Source organism: Vogesella oryzae (genome assembly GCF_902829295.1).
Classification (GTDB): Bacteria; Pseudomonadota; Gammaproteobacteria; order Burkholderiales; family Chromobacteriaceae; genus Vogesella; species Vogesella oryzae.
The window spans coordinates 61,733-82,432 of record NZ_CADEPL010000019.1 but is presented as its reverse complement, the minus strand read 5'-3'; the positions used below and the strand labels follow the sequence as shown (position 1 = coordinate 82,432).

General features: G+C 61.2%; 22 protein-coding genes. 14 read left to right on the top strand and 8 right to left on the bottom strand.

The annotated features are described in order from the left end of the window. Nucleotides 1-4: 4 nt before the first annotated feature. From HU218_RS08015 to HU218_RS08000, 4 genes are read left to right on the top strand one after another with little or no spacing between them, the layout of a single operon-like run. Nucleotides 5-607 carry a hypothetical protein gene (locus HU218_RS08015; RefSeq protein WP_174874420.1) on the top strand — a complete coding sequence of 201 codons (603 nt, stop codon included), beginning with the start codon at nt 5-7 and terminating at the stop codon, nt 605-607. A gap of 5 nt (nt 608-612) precedes the next feature. Continuing rightward, a complete protein-coding gene (gene radA / locus HU218_RS08010) occupies nt 613-1,977 on the top strand; it encodes a DNA repair protein RadA (protein WP_174874419.1) in 1,365 nt (454 codons plus the stop codon). Between the two features lie 8 nt (nt 1,978-1,985). Continuing rightward, nucleotides 1,986-2,543, top strand: coding sequence for a sigma-70 family RNA polymerase sigma factor (locus HU218_RS08005; protein ID WP_174874418.1), 558 nt, complete (start codon nt 1,986-1,988; stop codon nt 2,541-2,543). Next, nucleotides 2,540-2,713 (top strand): zf-HC2 domain-containing protein, encoded by a 174-nt coding sequence (locus HU218_RS08000; protein WP_217450752.1) that lies wholly within the window; start codon nt 2,540-2,542, stop codon nt 2,711-2,713. Before HU218_RS08005 ends, HU218_RS08000 begins: the two co-directional genes overlap by 4 nt. 69 nt (nt 2,714-2,782) lie before the next feature. Here the strand turns inward: HU218_RS08000 and HU218_RS07995 are convergent, their stop codons facing one another. The 3 genes from HU218_RS07995 to HU218_RS07985 form a co-directional block, all read right to left on the bottom strand. Then, nucleotides 2,783-3,130, bottom strand: coding sequence for a DUF2325 domain-containing protein (locus tag HU218_RS07995; RefSeq protein WP_174874417.1), 348 nt, complete (start codon nt 3,128-3,130; stop codon nt 2,783-2,785). Nucleotides 3,131-3,328: 198 nt separating this feature from the next. Then, on the bottom strand, nt 3,329-4,351 hold the full coding sequence (locus HU218_RS07990) for a hypothetical protein (protein WP_174874416.1): 1,023 nt from the start codon (nt 4,349-4,351) through the stop codon (nt 3,329-3,331). Between the two features lie 125 nt (nt 4,352-4,476). Beyond that, nucleotides 4,477-6,135, bottom strand: coding sequence for an ABC1 kinase family protein (locus HU218_RS07985; protein ID WP_246210844.1), 1,659 nt, complete (start codon nt 6,133-6,135; stop codon nt 4,477-4,479). Between the two features lie 271 nt (nt 6,136-6,406). Here HU218_RS07985 and HU218_RS07980 point away from each other — a divergent pair, with 271 nt between their 5' ends. The 6 genes from HU218_RS07980 (at nt 6,407) to HU218_RS07955 (ending at nt 12,720) form a co-directional block, all read left to right on the top strand. After that, complete coding sequence (locus HU218_RS07980) at nt 6,407-7,162, top strand: C40 family peptidase (RefSeq protein WP_174874414.1); 756 nt, start codon at nt 6,407-6,409, stop codon at nt 7,160-7,162. A 93-nt stretch (nt 7,163-7,255) separates the two neighbouring features. Further along, nucleotides 7,256-7,468, top strand: coding sequence for a hypothetical protein (locus HU218_RS07975; protein ID WP_174874413.1), 213 nt, complete (start codon nt 7,256-7,258; stop codon nt 7,466-7,468). Between the two features lie 677 nt (nt 7,469-8,145). Then, entirely contained in the window at nt 8,146-9,261 is a 1,116-nt protein-coding gene (locus HU218_RS07970) for an ABC transporter ATP-binding protein (RefSeq protein WP_174874412.1), read from the top strand. A gap of 163 nt (nt 9,262-9,424) precedes the next feature. After that, nucleotides 9,425-10,462, top strand: coding sequence for an ABC transporter substrate-binding protein (locus HU218_RS07965; protein WP_174874411.1), 1,038 nt, complete (start codon nt 9,425-9,427; stop codon nt 10,460-10,462). 164 nt (nt 10,463-10,626) lie between these two features. Next, complete coding sequence (locus HU218_RS07960; RefSeq protein WP_174874410.1) at nt 10,627-11,889, top strand: ABC transporter permease; 1,263 nt, start codon at nt 10,627-10,629, stop codon at nt 11,887-11,889. A 3-nt stretch (nt 11,890-11,892) separates the two neighbouring features. Next, complete coding sequence (locus tag HU218_RS07955) at nt 11,893-12,720, top strand: ABC transporter permease (protein WP_174874409.1); 828 nt, start codon at nt 11,893-11,895, stop codon at nt 12,718-12,720. A gap of 64 nt (nt 12,721-12,784) precedes the next feature. Here the strand turns inward: HU218_RS07955 and HU218_RS07950 are convergent, their stop codons facing one another. The 3 genes from HU218_RS07950 to coaBC are packed head-to-tail and all read right to left on the bottom strand — an operon-like array spanning nt 12,785 to nt 15,446. Beyond that, the gene (locus HU218_RS07950; RefSeq protein WP_174874408.1) at nt 12,785-13,768 is read right to left on the bottom strand and encodes a GGDEF domain-containing protein; all 984 of its coding nucleotides are present in this window, start codon (nt 13,766-13,768) and stop codon (nt 12,785-12,787) included. A 27-nt stretch (nt 13,769-13,795) separates the two neighbouring features. Continuing rightward, entirely contained in the window at nt 13,796-14,248 is a 453-nt protein-coding gene (gene dut / locus HU218_RS07945) for a dUTP diphosphatase (RefSeq protein WP_174874407.1), read from the bottom strand. Nucleotides 14,249-14,258: 10 nt separating this feature from the next. Then, the gene (coaBC, locus tag HU218_RS07940) at nt 14,259-15,446 is read right to left on the bottom strand and encodes a bifunctional phosphopantothenoylcysteine decarboxylase/phosphopantothenate--cysteine ligase CoaBC (RefSeq protein ID WP_174874406.1); all 1,188 of its coding nucleotides are present in this window, start codon (nt 15,444-15,446) and stop codon (nt 14,259-14,261) included. A gap of 148 nt (nt 15,447-15,594) precedes the next feature. On the opposite strand from coaBC, the gene radC reads away from it, so the two are divergent. The 4 genes from radC to HU218_RS07920 all read left to right on the top strand — a co-directional run bounded on the left by radC (nt 15,595) and on the right by HU218_RS07920 (nt 18,119). Beyond that, nucleotides 15,595-16,269, top strand: a complete 675-nt coding sequence (radC, locus tag HU218_RS07935; protein ID WP_174874405.1) for a RadC family protein — start codon at nt 15,595-15,597, stop codon at nt 16,267-16,269. Between the two features lie 114 nt (nt 16,270-16,383). Next, a complete protein-coding gene (locus HU218_RS07930; protein WP_174874404.1) occupies nt 16,384-16,635 on the top strand; it encodes a hypothetical protein in 252 nt (83 codons plus the stop codon). 135 nt (nt 16,636-16,770) lie between these two features. Further along, complete coding sequence (gene rbsK, locus HU218_RS07925; RefSeq protein ID WP_174874403.1) at nt 16,771-17,661, top strand: ribokinase; 891 nt, start codon at nt 16,771-16,773, stop codon at nt 17,659-17,661. An 83-nt stretch (nt 17,662-17,744) separates the two neighbouring features. Then, on the top strand, nt 17,745-18,119 hold the full coding sequence (locus HU218_RS07920; protein ID WP_174874402.1) for a Gfo/Idh/MocA family oxidoreductase: 375 nt from the start codon (nt 17,745-17,747) through the stop codon (nt 18,117-18,119). 132 nt (nt 18,120-18,251) lie between these two features. On the opposite strand, the gene HU218_RS07915 is transcribed toward HU218_RS07920, so the two are convergent. Both HU218_RS07915 and HU218_RS07910 read right to left on the bottom strand, forming a co-directional pair. Continuing rightward, nucleotides 18,252-18,848, bottom strand: coding sequence for a 3'-5' exonuclease (locus HU218_RS07915; RefSeq protein WP_246210836.1), 597 nt, complete (start codon nt 18,846-18,848; stop codon nt 18,252-18,254). 8 nt (nt 18,849-18,856) lie between these two features. Then, nucleotides 18,857-20,665, bottom strand: coding sequence for a putative nucleotidyltransferase substrate binding domain-containing protein (locus HU218_RS07910; protein ID WP_174874400.1), 1,809 nt, complete (start codon nt 20,663-20,665; stop codon nt 18,857-18,859). Nucleotides 20,666-20,700: the final 35 nt, after the last annotated feature.

Below are 20,700 nucleotides of genomic sequence, written 5' to 3'. Positions count from 1 at the left end.
GCTGTTGCCGGCGCTGCTGTTACTGACCGGGTGTAACTGGGTCATGAACGTCAGTGGTCTGGCAGCTGAATCCAACAAAGCGATCGGGGCCTCGTGCCGCCAGACCGGTCGCTCGCTGGAGGAGTGCTACAGCCGGAATCCGGATGCCGACAAGGCGCAGATTTTTGCCGGTTGGCGCGAGATGCAGGATTACATGGCCAAGAACAAGCTGGAGACCATGGTGCCGCCGGCTGAGCAGCCACCGCCGGTCGCTTCGGCGCCGGCTCCCGCCGCCAATGGGCATGCGGATGCTACGGCTCAAAAAAAAAGTAGTTACGCCGTAGTGCCGCCACCGCAGGCCGCAGTCCCGCCGCCTGCGGCTGTGGCGCGTGCGGCGCCGCCAGCGCGCAAGCCGTTGACCAATGCCGAGGCGGAGGCAATGGCCAAGAATGACCCGCTGATCGATTCAATCCTGTCCACCGTGCGCGGCAACGAGAAACCCAAACCTGTTCCCCGCAAGGACGAACAGGCCACGCGCGACAACCGTCTGCTTAACATCCTCAGCGATCTCAACAGCAGCCAGTCTGCTGCCAAAGCCCCGCAGGAACATCCTGCCGCGGCACACTGATTTTCATGGCAAAACAAAAAACGATTTACCAGTGCGGCGAATGCGGCGGCAGTTCGCCCAAATGGCAGGGCCAGTGCCCGCATTGCGGAGCCTGGAACAGCCTGAGCGAAACCGTCGCCGCGCCGGCAGCGGCCAACCCGCGTTATCAAAGCTGGACGGCGCAGACGCAGCCGGTACAGGTGCTGGCCGAGGTGCAGGCGACCGAAGTGCCGCGCGAGTCCAGCGGTATCGATGAGCTGGACCGTGTGCTTGGTGGCGGCATCGTGCGCGGCGCGGTGGTGCTGTTGGGCGGCGACCCGGGCATCGGCAAATCCACTTTGTTACTGCAGGCGCTGGCGACTATGGGTGGCAATCGCAAGGTACTGTACGTATCCGGCGAGGAATCGCCGCAGCAGATTGCGCTGCGCGCCTCGCGGCTGGCGGTGGATGCCGCCCGCGTGCGGCTGCTGTCCGAAATCCGGCTGGAAGCCATTATCGCCACCTTGCAGCAGGAAAAGCCGGACGTAGCGGTGATCGACTCCATCCAGACGCTGTATTCCGACCAGGTGACTTCGGCCCCCGGCTCTGTGTCGCAGGTGCGCGAGTGTGCGGCGCAGCTGACCCGCATCGCCAAGCAAAGCGGCATCACCATCATTCTGGTGGGGCATGTCACCAAGGAAGGTTCGATCGCCGGCCCGCGCGTGCTGGAGCACATCGTGGACACGGTGCTGTATTTCGAGGGCGACAGCCATTCCAGTCACCGCATGATCCGCGCTATCAAGAACCGCTTTGGTGCGGCCAACGAACTGGGCGTGTTCGCGATGACCGACCGCGGCCTGCGCGGGGTGTCCAACCCGTCGGCGATTTTTCTGTCCAGCTATCGCGATGATGTCTCCGGCTCCTGCGTGCTGGTGACGCAGGAGGGCAGTCGCCCGCTGCTGGTGGAAATCCAGGCGCTGGTGGACGACGCGCACGGCTTCCAGCCCAAGCGGCTGACCGTCGGCCTGGAGCAGAACCGGCTGGCGATGCTGCTGGCGGTGCTGCATCGCCATGCCAGCGTGGCCTGTTTCGACCAGGATGTGTTCCTGAATGCGGTGGGCGGGGTGAAAATCATGGAGCCGGCCGCCGATCTGGCGGTGATCCTGTCGATGGTGTCCTCGCAGCGCAACAAGCCGCTGCCGGAAAAACTGGTGGTGTTCGGCGAGGTGGGGCTGTCCGGCGAGGTGCGCCCGGTGGCGCGCGGCCAGGAGCGGCTGAAAGAGGCTGCCAAGCTGGGCTTTACCCGTGCCATCGTGCCCAGTGCCAACGCGCCGCGCCAGCCTATCGACGGTTTGGAGATTATCGGTGTCGATCGTTTGTCCGAAGCAGTTGATTACTGCATTCGCCGCTAGGAGAGCCGATGCCCTCTGATCACGAAATCGAAGCCGAGCGTCCCTATCTGTTGCGCTACGCCCGCAGCCAGTTGCAGGATGCGGCCGCTGCCGAAGACGCGGTACAGGACACGCTGTTGGCCGCATTGCAGGGCCGCGAACGTTTTGCCGGTGGCGCCAGCTTGCGCACCTGGCTGACCTCGATATTGCGATTCAAACTGATCGATGTGGTGCGCCGGCAATCGCGCGAGAGCACCATTGACCTGGGCGAGGACCTGGACCTGGCCGATCTGGATGCCGTGTTCGACGGTAGCGGCCACTGGGCGCATGCGGTACGGGCGTGGGGCGCCCCGGAAGAAAGTCTGCTGGCGCAGCAGTTCTGGCAGGTCTACCAGCAATGCGCACAGGTGATGCCCAAGCGCACCGCCATGGTGTTTGCCATGCGCGAGGTGATGGATATGGATATCGCCGAGATTTGTCAGAATCTGGACATTACGGCGACCAATTGTTCAGTGATGCTGTACCGGGCGCGGCTGAGTCTGCGCGAATGCCTGGAAATACGCTGGTTCCAGCGGGAGGCCACATGATGGATTGCCGGCAGGCTAGCCGCCTGATTTCCGAAGCCATGGACCGGCCGCTGAGCCGGGCCGAGCAACTGCAACTGTCGATGCATCTGCTGTTGTGCCGCAATTGCCGGAATTTCCGCCAGCAGATGCAGCAGTTGCGTCAGGGCATCCGCCAGGGGCGGGAACGATAGCGGCAAGGTTGGCCGCATCGCCAGAACCAGGGGCAAGCCATGCGGCTTGCCCTTGCTGTTTGCGGCGGGCTAGTGCTTGCGTTTGCCCTGCCGCGCGGCGCAGGCGTTGGGACAGCTGGCACAACGCTCACTGAAGCCCACGCACTCCAGCGACTGTTTCAGCGAACACACCGAGCGGCGGCAGGCGATGAACTTGACCTTTTCCTCGTTGGCCAGCTCGCGGAAGTGCTTCATCACGTTGTGGCCCAGAAAGTCGGTGAACAGGATCAACAGCTCGGTGCCGGCCGGCAGGCGATCCAGCTTGCGCTGGTGCGAGCTGTTGCGGCCACTCAGGTGCTTGTGGATGTTGATGCCGAAAGAATCGAGCACGCCCGGGATGTTGCCCAGGGTATCGGCGCCGACCAGCATTGCATTCATGGTGTTGTCCTGACGAGATCAATGACGGCATGGTAGCCAGTGATCTAAATCTAATCAAGAATTATTCGTATTTGCGGTTTTAGTACTGGCAAATTCGCAACAGCCATGCCGGCTTGGCAACGGCTCGTGCTGCAGCCCGCCGCAGGGATTTGCTGTGCCTGCCGGCTTGGCGACGCGTCTCCCGCCGGCCGTCTTGCTTCAGGCCGTGAGATCGAGCTGGGAAACCAGTCCGGCGCTACCGTCCTCGTTGAGATATACCCCGGCCTTGCGCATCTGTGCCTGGGTATTGCCCTGGGCATCGCTGTAACGGTAATCCGCCGCCACATTGGGCAGCAGTAGGGCGCCGATGCCCTGATCCAGCAGCGATACCAGCTGATCCTGGCCGTCGTGTCGACCCTGCCAGAGCTGCAGGCGGGCAAACAGCGGGTCGCCTTCGTCGATGGCGCCGTTGCCGTCAGCATCCAGTTGCGCCAGCTCGGCAAAACCGTTGCCGCTTTGTGGCCCGAACAGCTCGCTGCGGTCGTTGACCTTGCCGTCGCCGTTGCGATCCAGTACCAGCCAGCCACCATTGGCAACCATCGGCAGGGCATCCATAGTGCCGTTGCCCTCCAGATCGAACGCCACGCTGGCGCCGGAAAGCACACCGGCATCGCTACCCAGTGTCAGCATTAACGGGTCCTTGGCGGCGGCACCAAAGTTGAGGGTTTCATTGCTGTGGAGCTCCAGGCTGCGCTGCAGCTGGATGTCCAGCTGGAAGCTAAGCTGCCGCCCGTCGCTGGTGGTGATATTGCCGCTGGCGGAAAACTGTAGTGACTCCTGCTCCTGGTAGTGGAATTCGCGCTGCAGGCGCATTCCCCATGACGGGGTAGGAGGAGGGGAGGTAGTGTTGCTATCCGGTGCGGCAACGTTGGCCGCAACGTTGCTGTCACTGCTGTTGGCGGGGTGTGCCTGGACGTCTTGCAGGCGGATGCGGATGCCGAAGGTTTTTTCCAGCAGGCTGCGCACCATCGCCATCACCGGCGAGAGCCCATCCTGCAGGCTGCTGTCATCCTGGCTGGCGGTCTTGCCGGCGGCGCTGATCGATACGCTGTCGTCTGGCGCGGCCACAGGGTTGGCCGCAGGTGCTGGCTGTCGCCAGATCTGCAATTTCTGCGTCTCGCTTTGGGTCTGCTGCAACTGGTGGCGGCTATCCAGTGCCAGTGACATGGCATCGATCTTCATGGCGCGACTCCTGCTCCGGCGATGCCGGATATATCGGCCATTTACAGCAAAGACTTAGTGCTGTTTCCGTTGCTTGCTATCAAATATCCGGATGGCGGGGCAGGCTGCCCGGCTAATCGCAGGTGTCATAGATTTTTGCCGGCGCGCCAGATCGACCAGATTAGCCACATGCTGTTGAAGAACGCCACCATGAAGCCGAGAAAGCCGAAGAATGGCAGCCCGAACAGCGTCGGGCCGCCCTTTACCGTCATCACGATCGAGGAGCCGATGATCAGGCAGCCGGTAACGATGCCCATGGTCAGGCGGTTGACGCTCTTGTCCAGCTGGTGGCCGAACTGCTCCAGTCGCTTGAGGTCGAGATTGATACGGAACTTGCCGTGACGGATGTCCTTGCCGATGCGGATGATGTCGCGCGGCAGGTCGCTGATCATGGCGAAGCCTTCGCGCAGGGTCTGCTTGCTGCGCATCAGGAAGTTGCGCGGATCGTAGCGCGCCAGGATCAGCTGGCGCACGAACGGCGCCAGGTGTTCTACCAGCTGGAAGTCCGGGTCCAGCTGGCGGCCCAGCCCTTCCAGGGTCAGCAGCGCCTTGAACAGCATCGCCATGTCCGGTGGCAACACGATGCCGTGGTCGCGGATCAGCGCCATGATGTCGTTGATCAGCTGTGACATATTGAGGTTTTTCAGCGGCACATGGTCGTACTGGAACAGCATCTCGCCGATGTCCTCGGCAAACTGCTCCTCGTCCACCGGTGTGCTGCCGGTCCACTCCAGCAGCACGTTCATCATGCCGCGCTCGTCGCGTTCCGACAGTGCCGCCAGCAGGTCGACAATTTCGTCGCGCCGTTTGTGCGACAGGCGGCCAACCATGCCGAAGTCGATGAAGGCGATGATGTCCTCCGGCAGGAAAAACACATTGCCCGGGTGCGGGTCGGCATGAAAGAAGCCGTTGAGCAGGATCATCTTCAGCACCGCATCGGCGCCGCGCTTGGCCAGTAATGGCGGGTTGAGGCCGGCAGCGGGCAGCGCCTCGACCGGCGTGGCCGGCAGGCCGTCGACAAAGTCCTGCACGTTGACCGCCGGTTTGGTGTACTCCCAGTGCACGCGCGGCACCCGTACGTGCGGGTCGCCGGCAAAGTCCTTGGCGAAGCGCTCCATATTGCGGGCCTCGACCGCCAGGTCCAGCTCGCGGCGCAGCGAGCGCGCAAACTGCACCACGATTTCCGACGGCTGGAAGCGGCGTGCATCCGGAAACTCCAGTTCGATCAGGTTGGCCAGATGTTCGAGAATGCGCAGGTCGGCTTCCACTTTCTCCACGATGCCCGGCCGGCGCAGTTTTACCGCCACCACGGTGCCATCCTTCAGCACCGCACGGTGTACCTGGGCGATGGATGCCGAGCCGATCGGGGTATGGTCGAACTCGGCAAAGATGTCCGTTGGCGCGGCGCCCAGCGCCTGTTTCAGTGTGGCGGCCAGCTGCGCATCCGGGATCGGCGGCACGGTGTTCTGCAGCTTTTCGAATTCGGTAATCCACTCCGGCGCAAACATGTCGACACGGGTGGAGAGAATCTGCCCCAGCTTGATGAAGGTTGGTCCCAGTTCCTCGAAGGCCTTGCGCAGGCGGATGGGCGTCGGGATGGCGTTGGCCGGGTCGGGAAACGGGATGTTCAGCCACTGGCCGGCTTTCTCCACCGCACGCGGCAGCCGCAGCCGCTGCGCGAATTCGCCGAGGCCGTGACGGAAAAGGATGCCGCTGATTTCTTTCAGACGGGGCAAGTCACGCATGGCAATCAGCGTTTCTCTGAGCATGGCAGAACCGATCAGGGCAGGCGCCAGCTGGCGCGGAGGTGGCAAAAAATGGCAAACAAGTATCGAAGATTCAGTACCGCTCCACAATAGCGCTGCCGCTGCGAGGCCTGTGCTACTGCGATTGCGGCTTGGTTGCCACGGCGCTAGATGGTATCGTGCAGGTCGTTTTGTTCAGAATCAGCCTTCCGGGCGCAGGAATGCCGGCACTCATAGAACCGGCGGCGCGGAAGCTTGTCCCTATTAAGCTATGAAATTTCATCAATACTTGCTGGCCTGTGTGCTGGCTGCCTGCATGGCGCTGGCCAATGCGGCACCGGATAAGAGCGCAGATAGCCGCACGGCCGATGAAAGCGCCGATCCGATTGCCCGTTTTGCCAGCCCGGGCGAAGAGGCCGCCGGTGATTTGCTGCTGCAGGCCATGAGCCTGCTGGGTGTGGCCTACCGCTTTGGCGGCAGCAATCCGGAAACCGGGCTGGATTGCTCCGGTTTCATCCAGTACGTATTCAAGAAATCGCTGCATGTGAATCTGCCGCGCACTGCTGCCGAGATGGCACAGGTTGGCCGCGAGGTTTCACGCGATGAACTCAAGCCGGGCGATCTGGTCTTCTTCAATACCCGAGGCTTCCGTTACTCGCACGTGGGTATTTTCCTGGGGAACAACAAGTTCATCCATTCGCCGCGCACCGGCAAGAGTGTGGAAGTGGGCAACATGAGCCAGAGCTACTGGGTTAGCCGTTACAATGGCGCGCGCCGCGTGGCGCGGGGTACCCAGCTTGCCGCTGCTGATGATGCCGCGGTCACCACGGCTAAGCGGCCGGACACCGCCGTGGCGGCCAAGACGGCCGGCGCGGTTGCCAAGCGCAGTGCCAAGGGCACCGTCAAAACCAGCGCCAAAACCAAGGGCAAGGCCAAAAGCAGCAAGAGCGAGGCCGCCAGCAAGAAAACGCGCGGCAAGAGTACGGCACCGGCCAGCAAGAAAAAACGGCCAGTGAAAAAACACTGAAATTAACGATTTGACCGCTCCGGGCTTTGGCTCCGGGGCAAGAACCAGACCGGATGCCCGCTGTCGCGGGCATCGACATTTGCAAGGTGAAGCATGAATCTGGATTTGCCGATCTGGCACGCCCCCGATGGCAGCGTGGTGTCCTGCACCGAGAAGGTGAAGGTCATGACCGAAAACATGGAAGAACTGGCGCAGATGGCGCAAGACGCGTTCGAGGATGCCATCCTGATGGGCTGCGACGAGCAGCAGGTGCGCGGCTTTCTGGTGGCGCTGATGCAGCGGCTGGAAAACCCCTACCAAGGCTGATCCATGTCCCTTAACTACGAGGCCTTCATCGGTCTGCGCTATCTGCGTGCCCGGCGGCGCAACGGTTTTATCTCCTTTATCTCCCTGTTGTCGGTGTACTCCCTTAAGCCGACCCTTGCGGGTCGGCTTTTTTTTTTCGCCAGTACCGATCGAGGAAGGGGGTGGTAAGCGCTTGCGAAGTGATGGTCGCGAGGGGGGGGGCGTCGCGTGTATTTGCCAGCCGGTTTGGCTGTGGTTTCATGTGTCAGACAAGGCGTAGCTCGCTGGCGATACGCTCTGCAGGATTGTTCTGCGACAGGGAACTGACTGTTTTGTTGTATGCCGACAACAAAACAGTTGTTTCATTGGCTGGTGCATTTAATGCCCGCTAGTGGTGCATTTCATTGCAAAAAGCCCGGCAGTGCTTGGTGAATAATGCTAACAAATGTAAATAACATGCACCGCTGCAGGGCTGTCAAAGTTTGAAGCGCAATCCGCAAAAGGTTTCTCGCAAATTTGTGCAGGGCGCCTGCTTGTTTTCTTAAACGGTGTGGTTAAATTAATCAACGGCTGTGCTGCGGGACAGGTTGGCCGCTGCATCAAGTAAGCACTTGCATGCTTTACATCCCCGCCGATGGCGATTAGCCTAATAAAACTGAAACAAGATTCCGCCAAGCGGAACAAGTGGAGAAAGCAGGATGAGCGAGCAACAACCGGCATCGGATGTCTTAGTCAGCTTTCGTGGCGTGCAGAAAAGCTACGACGGCGAATCTCTGATTGTTAAGAGCCTGGACCTGGACATTCGCCGTGGCGAATTCCTTACCATGCTGGGGCCGTCCGGTTCCGGCAAAACCACCTGCCTGATGATGCTGGCCGGCTTTGAAACCCCCACCCACGGTGAAATCCGTCTTGGCGGCCAGTTGCTGAATAACGTGCCCCCGCACAAACGCAACATCGGCATGGTGTTCCAGAACTACGCGCTGTTCCCCCACATGACCGTAGCTGAAAACCTGGCCTACCCGCTGACCATCCGCAAGATGAGCAAGAGCGATGTTGCCGCCCGTGTCAAAAAGGCACTGGACATGGTGCAGCTGGGTAATCTTGCCAATCGCTATCCGGGCCAGATGTCCGGTGGTCAGCAGCAGCGCGTGGCGCTGGCACGCGCGCTGGTGTTCGAACCGCAGCTGGTGCTGATGGACGAGCCGCTGGGTGCACTGGACAAGCAGCTGCGCGAACACATGCAGCTGGAAATCAAACATATTCACGACACGCTGGGTATTACCGTGGTGTATGTGACCCACGACCAGAGTGAAGCGCTGACCATGTCCGACCGCGTTGCGGTATTCAAGGACGGCATCATCCAGCAGATCGATGCGGCCAACGTGCTGTACGAGAAGCCGGTCAATTCCTTTGTCGCCAACTTCATTGGCGAAAACAACACGCTGCATGGCGAAGTCGTGGCAGTGGAGCAGGGCAGCGCGGTAGTGCGCCTGGCTTCCGGCGATACCGTGCGGGCTTCCGCTATTTGTGTCGATCGCGCCGGTGAGCCGACTTCCATGTCGATTCGTCCGGAGCGTGTACGCCTGAACCAGTTTGCCGAGTCTTGCGAGAACCGCTTGCCGGCACGTCTGGCCGAGTTCATCTACTTTGGTGACCATGTCCGCCTGCGTCTGGATGTTGCCGGACAAAGCGGCTTCATGGTGAAAGTGCCGGTAGGCGAGCTGGACAGCCGCTGGCAGGTGGGTGACACCCTCAATGTGGGCTGGATGTCGCAAGACATTCGCGCCCTGGATTCGGCTGTTATCGCACATTGATCCGGCGTGCCGGCGCACATGCCTCGGGCTTGTGTGCTGGCGTGCTGATCGCTGTGTCTGACGGATGAACCACCCGTAGTACCCAACCCAGTACCAAAACAAGGCCTGTTAAAACGGGTCGCTAACTGTTGTCTGCAAACGTGCAAACTTCGAGGAGTTATCCATGACCAAATTTGCCCCCCGCCTTGCCGTGCTGTCCGTTGCTGTCGCATTTGCTGCGCCGGCCATGGCGAAGGACCTTACTGTGATTTCCTTTGGCGGTGCCAACAAGGATGCGCAGACTGCTGCGTACTACCAGACCTTCGAGAAAGCGACTGGTAACAAGATTACTGCGGGTGATTACAACGGTGAGATGGCCAAGATCAAGGCCATGGTAGACACCAAGAAAGTGACCTGGGACGTTGTCGAGGTTGAGTCTCCGGAACTGCTGCGTGGTTGTGAAGAAGGCATGTTCGAGAAGATCAACTGGGCACAGGTCGGCAACAAGGCCGATTTCGTGAAGCCGGCGGTTTCCGAGTGTGGCGTAGGTATCTTCGTTTGGTCCACCGCGCTGGCCTACAACGCCGACAAGCTCAAGGAAGCCCCGAAGAGCTGGGCTGACTTCTGGGATGTGAAGAAATTCCCGGGCAAGCGTGGCCTGCGCAAGGGTGCCAAGTACACCCTGGAATTCGCGCTGATGGCAGACGGTGTAAAGCCGGCTGACGTGTACAAGGTGCTGGCTACCAAGGCCGGTGTGGATCGCGCCTTCAAGAAACTGGATCAGCTGAAGCCGAACATCCAGTGGTGGGAAGCCGGTGCGCAGCCGCCGCAATTCCTGGCCTCCGGCGACGTAGTGATGAGCTCGGCTTACAACGGCCGTATCGACACCGCGCAGAAGGAAGGCAAGAACCTGAAAGTGGTATGGGCCGGCAGCGTGTATGACGTGGATTCCTGGGCGGTGCCGAAAGGCTCCCCGAAGCTGAAGGAAGCCATGGATTTCATCAAGCACGCCAGCAAGCCGGAAAACCAGGCGGTGTATTCCAACAAGATCGCCTACGGTCCGACCAACCTGAAGGCAGTGCAGAAAGTTGATCCGAAGTCTGCGGCCAACCTGCCGACCTGGCCTGCCAACCTGAAGAACGCCGTTCCGCTGGACGTGAACTTCTGGGTGGATAACGGCGAAAGTCTGGAAGAGCGCTTCAACGCCTGGGCTGCCCGCTAAGCGTTGTCAGGCAGTTAGCAGAGCAGGGACCGCCGGCCGCACGCCGGTGTGGCTGGCCCCTGCTCGCCGCTATCTGTCCGGTCTGGTGTCCCCGCCAGACCAGAGATCTTTGCTGATTCGTTCCGCCACTGCGGTGGCGGGACTCTCCGGAAGTGATGCCCACTATGTCCGAATCCCTTTCCGTCAATGCGCCGCTGACGGCTGCCGATGGCGAGCCGCTCAAGCTGAAGCTGGCGCGCGAGCGCCGTAACAAGCAATTGAAGGCGGTGGCACTGATTGCCCCGCTGGCAATTTTCCTGCTGCTGACCTTTGTGATTCCGATTGCTACCCTGCTCAAGCGCAGTGTGGACAATCCGGAAGTCGTTTCCTACCTGCCACAAACCACCAAGGCAATTGCCGGCTGGGATCGTCGCGCGCTGCCATCCGAGGATGTGTTCCGCGCCATGTCGCAAGACCTGCTGGTGGCCAAGGAAAACAAGACCATTTTCGAAGTCGCCAAGCGGCTGAACATGGATATCACCGGCTTCCGTTCCCTGCTGCAAAAAACCGCGCGCAAAATGCCGCTGGAGTTGGCCGCAGGTGAATCGGTACGTGACCGCTTCATCCAGATCGACGAGCGCTGGGGCGACCCGGATCACTGGCATGTGATTGCCAAGAATGCCAAGTCGTGGACACCGTTCTATCTGTACAGCTCGCTCGATTTGCGCGAGACCAAGGCCGGTACGCCGGAACTGGCGCCCGTAGAAGAGCGCGCCTTCCTGAATATCTTCGGCCGTACGCTGTGGATCAGCCTGTGGGTGACCGTGTTCTGTCTGCTGCTGGGTTACCCGCTGGCTTACTGGCTGGCTAACCTGCCGGCTCGCAAGAGCAACCTGCTGATGATTCTGGTGTTGCTGCCGTTCTGGACCTCGGTACTGGTGCGCGTGGCGTCGTGGATCGTGCTGCTGCAGCGCGAAGGCCTGATCAACAGCGCGCTGATGAATCTGGGGTTGATCCACGAGCCGTTGCAGCTGGCGTTCAACCGCGTCGGTGTATACATCGCCATGGTGCACATCCTGCTGCCGTTCGTGATTCTGCCGGCCTATAGCGTGATGAAGAGCATTCCGCAGACCTATATGCGTGCCGCCATCTCGCTGGGTGACCATCCGTTTGCCGCCTTCTGGAAAATCTACTTCCCGCAGACTGTGGCGGGCGTGGCTGCCGGTGCCTTGCTGGTATTCATCATGTGTATCGGCTACTACATCACCCCGGCACTGCTGGGTAGCCCGGAAGAGCAGATGGTGAGCTACTACGTGGCGTTCTATACCAACGTCACCATCAACTGGGGTATGGCCGCAGCGCTGGGTAGCCTGCTGCTTATTGCCACCATGACGCTGTACGCGGTGTACAGCAAGCTGGTGGGTGCCAACCGTCTGAGTCTGGGGTAAATCATGCTGCCGAATTATGCTTCCCCGATCGAACGCATCTGGTTCTGGACCTTCCGTACCCTGTGTGTGCTGATCCTGATTTTCCTGGTGTCGCCGCTGCTGGTGATTGTGCCGCTGTCGTTCTCGTCCGATAGCTTCCTGCTGTATCCGATCCACTCCTTCTCGCTGCGCTGGTACCAGGAGTTTTTCGGCAACGGCGTGTGGCTGCATTCGTTGAAGAACAGCTTCATCGTGGCGCCGGCGGCAACGCTGCTGGCAACCTCGCTGGGCACGTTGGCCGCCGTCGGGCTGACTTCGTCTGACTTTCCGGGCAAGTCGTTGCTGATGACGGTGCTGATTTCGCCGATGGTGGTGCCGGTGGTGATCGTCGGTGTCGGTGCCTATCTGTTCTTCGCCCCGCTGGGCCTGTCCAACAGCTATCCGGCGCTGATTCTGGTGCACACCGCCTTGGGCGTGCCGTTTGTGGTGATTACCGTGTCGGCAACGCTGCGCGGGTTCAACAACAACCTGATCCGCGCCAGTGCCAGCCTGGGTGGCAACGCCATTACCACCTATCGTCGGGTAGTGCTGCCGCTGATCGCGCCGGGCGTGATTTCCGGTGCGCTGTTTGCTTTTGCCACCTCGTTTGACGAAGTGGTGGTGACGCTGTTCCTGGCCGGTCCGGAACAGACCACGCTGCCGCGCCAGATGTTCAGCGGCATCAAGGAAAACATCAGCCCGGCCATCGCTGCTGCTGCCACGGTGCTGATCCTGTTCTCCATCGCCCTGCTGCTGTCGCTGGAGTGGTTGCGTGGCCGCGCAGAGCGCATGCGCACCAGTCTGGCGGAATGACATTCCGCCGCAGTAAAAAGCCCCGCGCAAGCGGGGCTTTTTTTGTGTGTAGCCAGTGGTGTGCTCAGAACAGTTCGATATCGCCTTGCGGCCAACTATCGGGTTTGGCCAGCCCTTGTTGTTGCAACGAGGCGTAATCGGCAACCAGGTTACGGCCATGCTCCTTGGCGAAATACAGCGCCTTGTCTGCCTGTTCCACGACGTTGGCGGGCAAGGGTTGCCGCTCGATGCGGACATGGCCGATGCTGAGGGTTACCTGGCCTACCTGCGGAAAAACAGTCTCGGCGATCGTCTGCTTGAGCAGCTCCAGCAGTTCACCGACATCGCTGGTACGCGGCGAGATGATGGCGGCAAATTCCTCGCCACCGTAGCGGTACAGCCGGGCTTTCTGTCCCAGCGTGCTGGTCATCAGTTGGGAGATGCGTAGCAACACTTCATCGCCGACGATATGGCCGTAGCGGTCATTGATCTGTTTGAAGTGGTCAATATCCATCAGGGCCAGCGAGTAGCCGGAGTCCGGCATGGACAGTAATTCGTAGAGCCGGTTATCAAAGGTGCGCCGGTTCAAGAGACCGGTCAGCATGTCGCGCTCGGCGTCGTACAGCAGACGCAGGTAGTTCTCGTGGATCAGTACGATAGCCGCCAGAAACCCCTGTTCCTGCTCGTCCAGCGGTTGCCCTTCCAGTAGCAGCAGAGCCATGCGGCGGTTGCGCTGGCGGATAACCTGCCAGGTCTGGCCGTCCAGGTGCCACGGGGTAGGGTCGTCATCGCTGCGCAGAATGGCCTGGCGCATAAGCTCATCCGGCGGCTGCCAGCCGGTGCTGGCCTTGCGATAGCCATCGACTTTGTCCAGCCGGTGCAGCAGGTGGACTTGCAGCTCCTGATCGTTGCCGCGCAGGCTGTAAAACCGGATGCGGTGATCAGGCAGCAGCACGCTGATCAGCTCCAGCAGGCTGTGCTCCAGCTCGTTTTGCTCCCGCTGGGCACTCATTTTGGCCAGCTGTTGCACCAGATGGGCAATGCTGATGGAGGCCTCGCTGCTGCTCATATCACCTTACCAAGTGGAGTGTGGGGCTTAACCGCGGCCGGTGCTGCCAAAGCCGCCAACGCCACGCTCAGAGGCATCGAAGTCTTCGACAATGTTCAGGGCAACCTGTACCACCGGCACGATGATCATCTGCGCGATGCGCTCCAGCGGCGCGAGTTTGAACGCGGTATCGCCGCGGTTCCACACCGAGACCATCAGCTGGCCCTGGTAGTCGGAGTCGATCAGCCCCACCAGATTGCCCAGTACGATACCGTGTTTGTGGCCGAGGCCAGAGCGCGGCAGGATCATGGCCGCCAGCGTCGGGTCGGCCAGATGGATGGCCATACCGGTCGGTACCAGCACCGTCTGGCCGGGTTCAATCACCATCTCGTTATCGATGGCGGCGCGCAGGTCGAGACCGGCAGAGCCGCTGGTGGCGTAGGCCGGCAGACAGTCGTGCAGGCGGGAATCGAGAATCTTGACGTCGAGTACAGGTTTCATCAGTTAAAAATCAGGGTTGGCGGTTGTTCAGGTGCTTGGCCAGATGGGCGACGATGGCGCGGCCAACGTCGTCTTTGGGCATGGCTGGCAACGGGTGCTGGCCATCATCGTCCAGCAGAATCACTTCATTGCGGTCGGCACCCATCGCTTGCTGGGCCAGATTGGCAACCAGCAGCGGGACTTTCTTGCGTTTGCGCTTCTGTTCGGCAAAGTCCAGCAGGTTCTGGCTTTCTGCCGCAAAGCCGACGCAGAACGGAGCCGCCGGCAGGCCGGCGACTGTGGCCAGAATGTCCGGGTTTTCTTCCAGTTCGATAACCGGTACGGCATCGCCTTTTTTCAGCTTGTGCTCGCTGCGGTTCTTCACGCGGTAATCGGCCACCGCTGCCACACTGATAAACACATCGCTGCGGCCAACCTCCGACAAGACCGCCTGGTACATTTCCTGCGCGCTTTGTACCGGCAGTAGCCGGACGTCTACCGGGGCGGCGAGGGCGGTCGGGCCGGACACCAGGGTGACTTCGGCGCCGGCATCGCGGCAGGCGCGTGCCAGAGCGTAGCCCATCTTGCCGGAGCTGATGTTGGTGATGCCGCGCACCGCGTCGATCGGCTCGAATGTCGGGCCGGCGGTCAGCAGTACTTTCTTGCCGGCCAATAGCTTGGCATCGAAGAAGCCCTGCAGCAGCTCGAATACTTCTTCCGGCTCCAGCATGCGGCCGGGGCCGGTTTCACCACAGGCCTGCACGCCGTGCGCCGGCCCCCACACCGTCACGCCATCGGCGTGCAATTGCGCGATGTTGCGTTGGTTGGGCGGGTTGTCCCACATCTGGCGGTTCATTGCCGGCACCACGATCAGCGGGCAGGTGCGTGCCGCCGCCATGGTGGAAATCAGGTCGTCACAGGCGCCATGCGCCAGCTTGAAGATGCAGTCGGCCGTGGCCGGTACGATTACGAAGGCATCGGCACGGCGCGACATTTCGATGTGCGCCATGGCGTTGTCAGGGCGGCTGTCCCACACGTCGTGGTACACCGCGTGACCGGACAATGCCTGGAAGCTCAGCGGAGTAACAAAACGGGTAGCGCTTTCGCTCATCACCACTTCTACGTGGTGACCTGCTTTCACCAGCAGACGGGTCAGCTCGGCTGCCTTGTAGGCTGCCACGCCGCCGGTAATGCCCAGAAGAATGTTTTTTTGCGCCATGCCTGTCTCGAAAAGCTGTGTTTTTCTCACGTCTGCAATTGTAGCGGAAGCACTCCCATTACGGTGGCTAAGCTCTGGATTAGATAATAGTGATTTGTCATTAATATTCTGATAAAAACCATGCTATAGCCAAATTCAGGAGTCTGCGATGTCCATCTCCCACTGGCCGGCGGCCGAGCGTCCGCGGGAAAAACTGCTGCAGCGCGGACCACAGATACTGTCGGATGCCGAGTTGCTCGCCATCTTCCTGCGCACCGGAGTGCGTGGCTTGTCGGCAGTGGACATGGCGCGGCAATTACTGCAGCGCTTTGGCAGCCTGAGCAAATTGCTGGCAGCGGGAGAAGAAGACATCGGCCGCTGTACCGGCATGGGGCCGGCCAAGTATGCGCAGTTTGCCGCGGTGAAAGAGCTGGCACGTCGACTGCTGGCAGAGGATATGCAGTTGGGCGATGTGCTGGATAGCCCGGATGCGGTACGGCAATACCTGCGGCTGGCGATCGGCAGTCATGATGTGGAGGTATTCGTGGTACTGTTCCTGACGGCACAAAACCGGGTGCTGGCAGTCGAAGAAGTATCACGTGGCACTTTGACCGAAACACGGGTCTACCCGCGCGAGGTGGTGCGCAGGGCCTTGCAGCACAATGCCAGTGCCGTGATCGTGGCGCACAATCACCCCTCAGGTTTGGCCGAGCCTTCGGCCGCCGACCGGGCGCTGACTGCCACGTTAAAGCAGGCATTGGGACTGGTCGATATTAAGTTACTGGATCATTTTGTTGTCACCGGCACACGTGCCGAATCTCTGGCCGAGAGGGGCTGGGTCTAGCATGCAGAGGGTTAACGGGTGGTGAACAGGTAAGATGTGCCGGCAGCCGGCCGGCACAGACAGGGTGAAACTGACCCGCGGCCAGCCGGCTGGCCGCAATTGGAGGGGCGCATCATGAACATCCTGCAGTTGCTGAACCAGTCCGATTACATCCAGATCAACAACCAGCTGATCAAGCCGGAATACATGTTCGCCTCCGAGGACTACGCCGAAGACGACGATGTGGCTGTGGAGGCACAGCTGGACGGCGCCGAACTGGTGCTGACCGTCGCCGATCTGGAGGATGCCACACCGTTGGCTGATGGTGCCTACTGGCTGGAAAGTGTGGGTTATCTGCGCTTTCTAACCCGGCAAGCACTACATTGACCCGTTTCGATAACGGGCAACAGGCCGCCGCAAGGCGGCTTTCTGCTGTCTGGGGGCCAGCTTGAGTAATTGCCGGCAGCGCCGGATAATCGCTGCCCCTTTTTTTAGCGCATGATCTCCGTGGAGCAACGAGCAATGACCAAAGTTGTGGTGGTGGGCAGCATCAACATGGATCTGGTCGTGGTGGCCAGCCGCTTTCCGGCGCCGGGCGAGACCCTCAGCGGCGAGCGCTTCCTGACCGTCGCCGGTGGCAAGGGGGCCAATCAGGCCGTGGCCGCCAGCCGGCTGGGTGCCACCGTCGGCATGGTGGGCAAGGTTGGCCGCGACGCATTCGGCGACCAATTACTGGCTGGCCTGCAGGACGAAGGCGTCGATACCCGCCACGTTGGCCGTGCCGATGTCGCCACCGGCGTGGCGCTGATTACCGTCAGTGGCGGTGAAAACAGCATCGTGGTGGTGCCGGGGGCCAACCATGCACTATTGCCGGCCGACATTGTCGCCGCCGAAGCGGAGCTGGCTACGGCCGACGTGATTCTCACCCAGCTGGAGATTCCGCTGCCGACGGTGGCGACAGTGCTGGAAGTCGCCGCCCGCCACAAGGTGCCGGTCATCCTCAATCCGGCCCCGGCCCAGGCTCTGCCGGCCGCTATGCTGCAACAGGTGGCGTTGCTGACGCCGAACGAGCACGAGCTGGCCGTGGTGCTGGGCCGGCCGGGCGAGGATATGCATAGCTTGCTGCCACAGTTGCCGGGCAAGATCGTGATGACCCACGGTAAACATGGCGCCTGGTATTGCCGTGCCGATGGCAGCTTGCAGCACCAACCGGGTTTCAAGGTTGAGGCGGTGGATAGTACCGGTGCCGGCGACACCTTCAACGGTGCCTTGGCCGCGTTTCTGCCGCTTGGCGTGGAGGCGGCGATGCGGCATGCCGCGGCGGCCGGCGCCTTGTCGGTGACGCGGCTGGGCGCGCAGGGCGGCATGCCGCACCTTGACGAGCTGCGGACATTTATGACCGATGCCAATTGATCTGGCGCAAGTTGGCCGCATGGCACGCTAGTTAGAATGCCGACTTCCAAATGCTTTGTGCATGAGCACGGGTAGGGGTCGAGATGGAAAAAATTCGCGTAGCAATGGTGGGCGCTGGTGAAACGGCAACGCCGCTGTTGAAGCAGCTGCTGACTTCGGATTTTGTCGAATTGGTGGGGGTGGCCGAGCTAAACCTTGCGTTGCCAGGGGTGGCACTGGTTAAGGAGTACGGCATTCCGGTAACCGATAATTTCATCGAGCTGGCCGAGCAGGGCGAGCGGGTGGATATCATTATCGACCTGACCGGTTCGCGCAAAGTGCGCGAGGATCTGCGCCGCTTCATGCAATTTGCCGGTAACAACCACACCGTGATCATGCACGAGCGTATCGCGCTGCTGCTGATGTCGCTGTCGGCCGGCAAGCTGGTGCAGACCCGTCACGATTCGCTGGATTACTGAATGGTTAGAGCCATTGCCGGTTACGCGACTGGCCGGCAATGTTGAAGGAGGGCTGCGGCCCTCCTTTTTTCATGGATGTACTGGTGGTGGTTGCGGCCAACGTTGGCCGCAACGGCAAGCCTGCAGGCGGTGCTAGCCGAAGCCGCGCTTTTTCAGTGCCAGATACATCATGCCGGCGGTAATGGCATCGTTCAGCGCATCATGGCGTGGCAGGGCGGGAATCCCTAGCTCCTCGTTCAGGGTTGCCATGCGCAAGTCCACATTGCTGTCCGGCTGCTGGCGCAGTTTGTAGTCGTAAAAGCGGCCGGAAATCTCGATCTGGCGGTTGGGAAGGCCGATGCCGGCCAGCTCGCGGACATATTTGTTCAGCACCGCCACATCGTATTCCAGGTAGTAGCCGACCAGCGGCCGCCCACCGATAAAGGCCAGCAACTGTGCCACCGCTTCTTGCGGCGACAGCCCGTCGCTGACATCGCGCGGGCGCAGGCCGTGAATCTTCACGCTGTCGGCTTCCGGGCGGCGCTCCGGCTTTACCAGCACGTAGAACGATTCGCTGCTGAGGATGCGTTGGCCGCGGATTTTTACCGCGCCGATGGACAGCAGCTCCGCTTCTTTTACGTTCAGGCTGGTGGTTTCACAGTCCACGCTTACCAGCTCGCTGTCGTCGTGCTCCAGGAGGTACGCAAACGCCGGGTTCTTCAGGCGCCAGCGAGCCAGCTGCCGTTTCATGGCCGGAATCATGCGATGGCTCCCAGGCGGAACACGTGGCGCAGGTGGCCCTTGAAGCGTTTTACCAGCGCCAGCGCATCTTTCAGCAGGTCGCGCTCCAGTGTCGACAGCTGTTCCGGGCGGATCAGGTTGCTGGCGCTGCGGCCATCGGCCAGTTCGGCCAGGCCCTGGCTCAGGCGCAGCCCCAGCAGGAAGGACAGCGCCTCGCCGACGTCATTGGCCAGCTCGCGCTCCAGCAGGCCGCGCTCGGCCAACAACTGCAGCCGTTCGAAGGTATTGCAGGCCGGAATGCCGTGGCGCAGCGCCAGCGCGCGGATGCCATGCACGATGGGGAAAATGCCGCCTTTCTTGATGTCCAGCGTGGCGGCACCGTTTTTTTCCTTGGTCAGTAACTGGGCGAAGAAACCCAGCGGGGTATCGAACTGCTCGATGGCGCGGGCGAAGCGGGCGTAGAAGCTCTCGTCGTCCGACAGCAGGCTGTCCAGGTACTGCCGGCATTGCGTCAACAGGCTGTGGTCGCCGGCCACCGCTTCGGCATCGATGAAAATGGCCAGGTTCATCAGCGCATCGCCATCCGGCGCCATCACCCAGCGATACAGCTGGTCGCGCATGCCCTGCTCGTGTTGGCGCCACTGCGGATTGCGCACCATGATGCCGCCGGGGCAGGGCGGGTAGCCAAAGCGAGTCAGGGTATCGCTGAAGGTCTGGCAGGCACCCTGTATCGCCGGATGCTCGAAACCGTCGCGGATCAGCAGTGCGTTGTCCTGGTCGGTTTTCAGGATCTGCTCGCCGCGACCTTCCGAGCCCATTACCAGCAGGCAGCTGTTGGCCACCAGTTCGGCCGGTGCGATCAGCTGCCAGGCGCGCTCGAACAGCCGCGCATTCAGCGCCTGCACCAGCCGCCCCAGCTGCGGCGCCTTGACGCCGTGGCTGGACAGGATGCTGACCAGCCGGGTGATCTGTTCAGCGATGGCGGCCAACTCGTCCAGCGATTCGGCGCGATCCAGCCGCTGTGCGATCAGGTGCGAGTGGTTGGAGAAGTAGGACAGGATGTCCACCTGCGCCAGAATACCCACCGGCTCGCCGCGCTCCATTACCACCAGCCGGCGGATATTGCGCTGGGTCATGGTCAGCAGCGCGTTGAACAGGAAGTCGTCGCTGTCGACGGTGATCAGGTCGAAGTGGCAGACCTGATGCAGCGGCGTGCTGGAGGGGGTGTCGGCAAGAATGATGTCGCGGAAATCGGTGGTGGTGAACATGCCGAGCCGTTCGCCGTGGCGTACCAGAATCGACTTGCTCTTGCGCTGCTTCATCAGCCGAGCCGCGTCCAGAATAGTGTCGCGGCCCTCGGCGAATACCGGCAGTCGCGAGCAGGCATCGCGCACCGTGGCGGTCAGCAGGGTCTGCAGTTCGCGGTTGCCGGATTCGCGTGCCATGGCGCCGAATTTCTGCGAGATGCTGGCAAAGAAGAAGGCGCCGAAACCCGGGTTGCTGTCGGTCAGTGCCAGCACGGTATCGCGCGGCAGCGCGAACACCAGTGCTTCCTCGTGTACCACGAAGCGGGTGCTGGTGTGGCCGGCCACCATCGAGCGGGCGTCAAAAGTGTCGCGCTGGCGGTAGACGGCGATTACCTCATCGTCTGCCATTTCGCGCACCACGCCTTTGATCACCACGTACAGCGCATCTACCGGTGTGCCCGGCGACAGGATTACCTCGTCCTCGTCGAAGAACACGATGTCGGCAGCGTTTTCCAGCGTTTGCTGCTCGGCATTGCTCAGGTGGGTAAACGGCGGGTGGGAGAAGTCGAAACGGGACATGCGGGCACTCCGTACGGGACACCCTTGCAGCATAA

Bases quoted from the DNA above. Each gene is read 5' to 3' on its own strand.
- dut (WP_174874407.1), bottom strand. From the start codon at position 14,248: ATGAAACCTGTACTCGACGTCAAGATTCTCGATTCCCGCCTGCACGAC.
- HU218_RS07980 (WP_174874414.1), top strand. From the start codon at position 6,407: ATGAAATTTCATCAATACTTGCTGGCCTGTGTGCTGGCTGCCTGCATG.
- HU218_RS07915 (WP_246210836.1), bottom strand. From the start codon at position 18,848: ATGAAACGGCAGCTGGCTCGCTGGCGCCTGAAGAACCCGGCGTTTGCG.
- HU218_RS07970 (WP_174874412.1), top strand. From the start codon at position 8,146: ATGAGCGAGCAACAACCGGCATCGGATGTCTTAGTCAGCTTTCGTGGC.
- HU218_RS08005 (WP_174874418.1), top strand. From the start codon at position 1,986: ATGCCCTCTGATCACGAAATCGAAGCCGAGCGTCCCTATCTGTTGCGC.
- HU218_RS07965 (WP_174874411.1), top strand. From the start codon at position 9,425: ATGACCAAATTTGCCCCCCGCCTTGCCGTGCTGTCCGTTGCTGTCGCA.
- coaBC (WP_174874406.1), bottom strand. From the start codon at position 15,446: ATGGCGCAAAAAAACATTCTTCTGGGCATTACCGGCGGCGTGGCAGCC.
- HU218_RS07920 (WP_174874402.1), top strand. From the start codon at position 17,745: ATGGAAAAAATTCGCGTAGCAATGGTGGGCGCTGGTGAAACGGCAACG.
- radA (WP_174874419.1), top strand. From the start codon at position 613: ATGGCAAAACAAAAAACGATTTACCAGTGCGGCGAATGCGGCGGCAGT.
- HU218_RS07990 (WP_174874416.1), bottom strand. From the start codon at position 4,351: ATGAAGATCGATGCCATGTCACTGGCACTGGATAGCCGCCACCAGTTG.
- HU218_RS07930 (WP_174874404.1), top strand. From the start codon at position 16,384: ATGAACATCCTGCAGTTGCTGAACCAGTCCGATTACATCCAGATCAAC.
- HU218_RS07950 (WP_174874408.1), bottom strand. From the start codon at position 13,768: ATGAGCAGCAGCGAGGCCTCCATCAGCATTGCCCATCTGGTGCAACAG.
- HU218_RS08000 (WP_217450752.1), top strand. From the start codon at position 2,540: ATGATGGATTGCCGGCAGGCTAGCCGCCTGATTTCCGAAGCCATGGAC.
- HU218_RS07985 (WP_246210844.1), bottom strand. From the start codon at position 6,135: ATGCGTGACTTGCCCCGTCTGAAAGAAATCAGCGGCATCCTTTTCCGT.
- rbsK (WP_174874403.1), top strand. From the start codon at position 16,771: ATGACCAAAGTTGTGGTGGTGGGCAGCATCAACATGGATCTGGTCGTG.
- radC (WP_174874405.1), top strand. From the start codon at position 15,595: ATGTCCATCTCCCACTGGCCGGCGGCCGAGCGTCCGCGGGAAAAACTG.
- HU218_RS07960 (WP_174874410.1), top strand. From the start codon at position 10,627: ATGTCCGAATCCCTTTCCGTCAATGCGCCGCTGACGGCTGCCGATGGC.
- HU218_RS07995 (WP_174874417.1), bottom strand. From the start codon at position 3,130: ATGAATGCAATGCTGGTCGGCGCCGATACCCTGGGCAACATCCCGGGC.
- HU218_RS07910 (WP_174874400.1), bottom strand. From the start codon at position 20,665: ATGTCCCGTTTCGACTTCTCCCACCCGCCGTTTACCCACCTGAGCAAT.
- HU218_RS07955 (WP_174874409.1), top strand. From the start codon at position 11,893: ATGCTGCCGAATTATGCTTCCCCGATCGAACGCATCTGGTTCTGGACC.
- HU218_RS07975 (WP_174874413.1), top strand. From the start codon at position 7,256: ATGAATCTGGATTTGCCGATCTGGCACGCCCCCGATGGCAGCGTGGTG.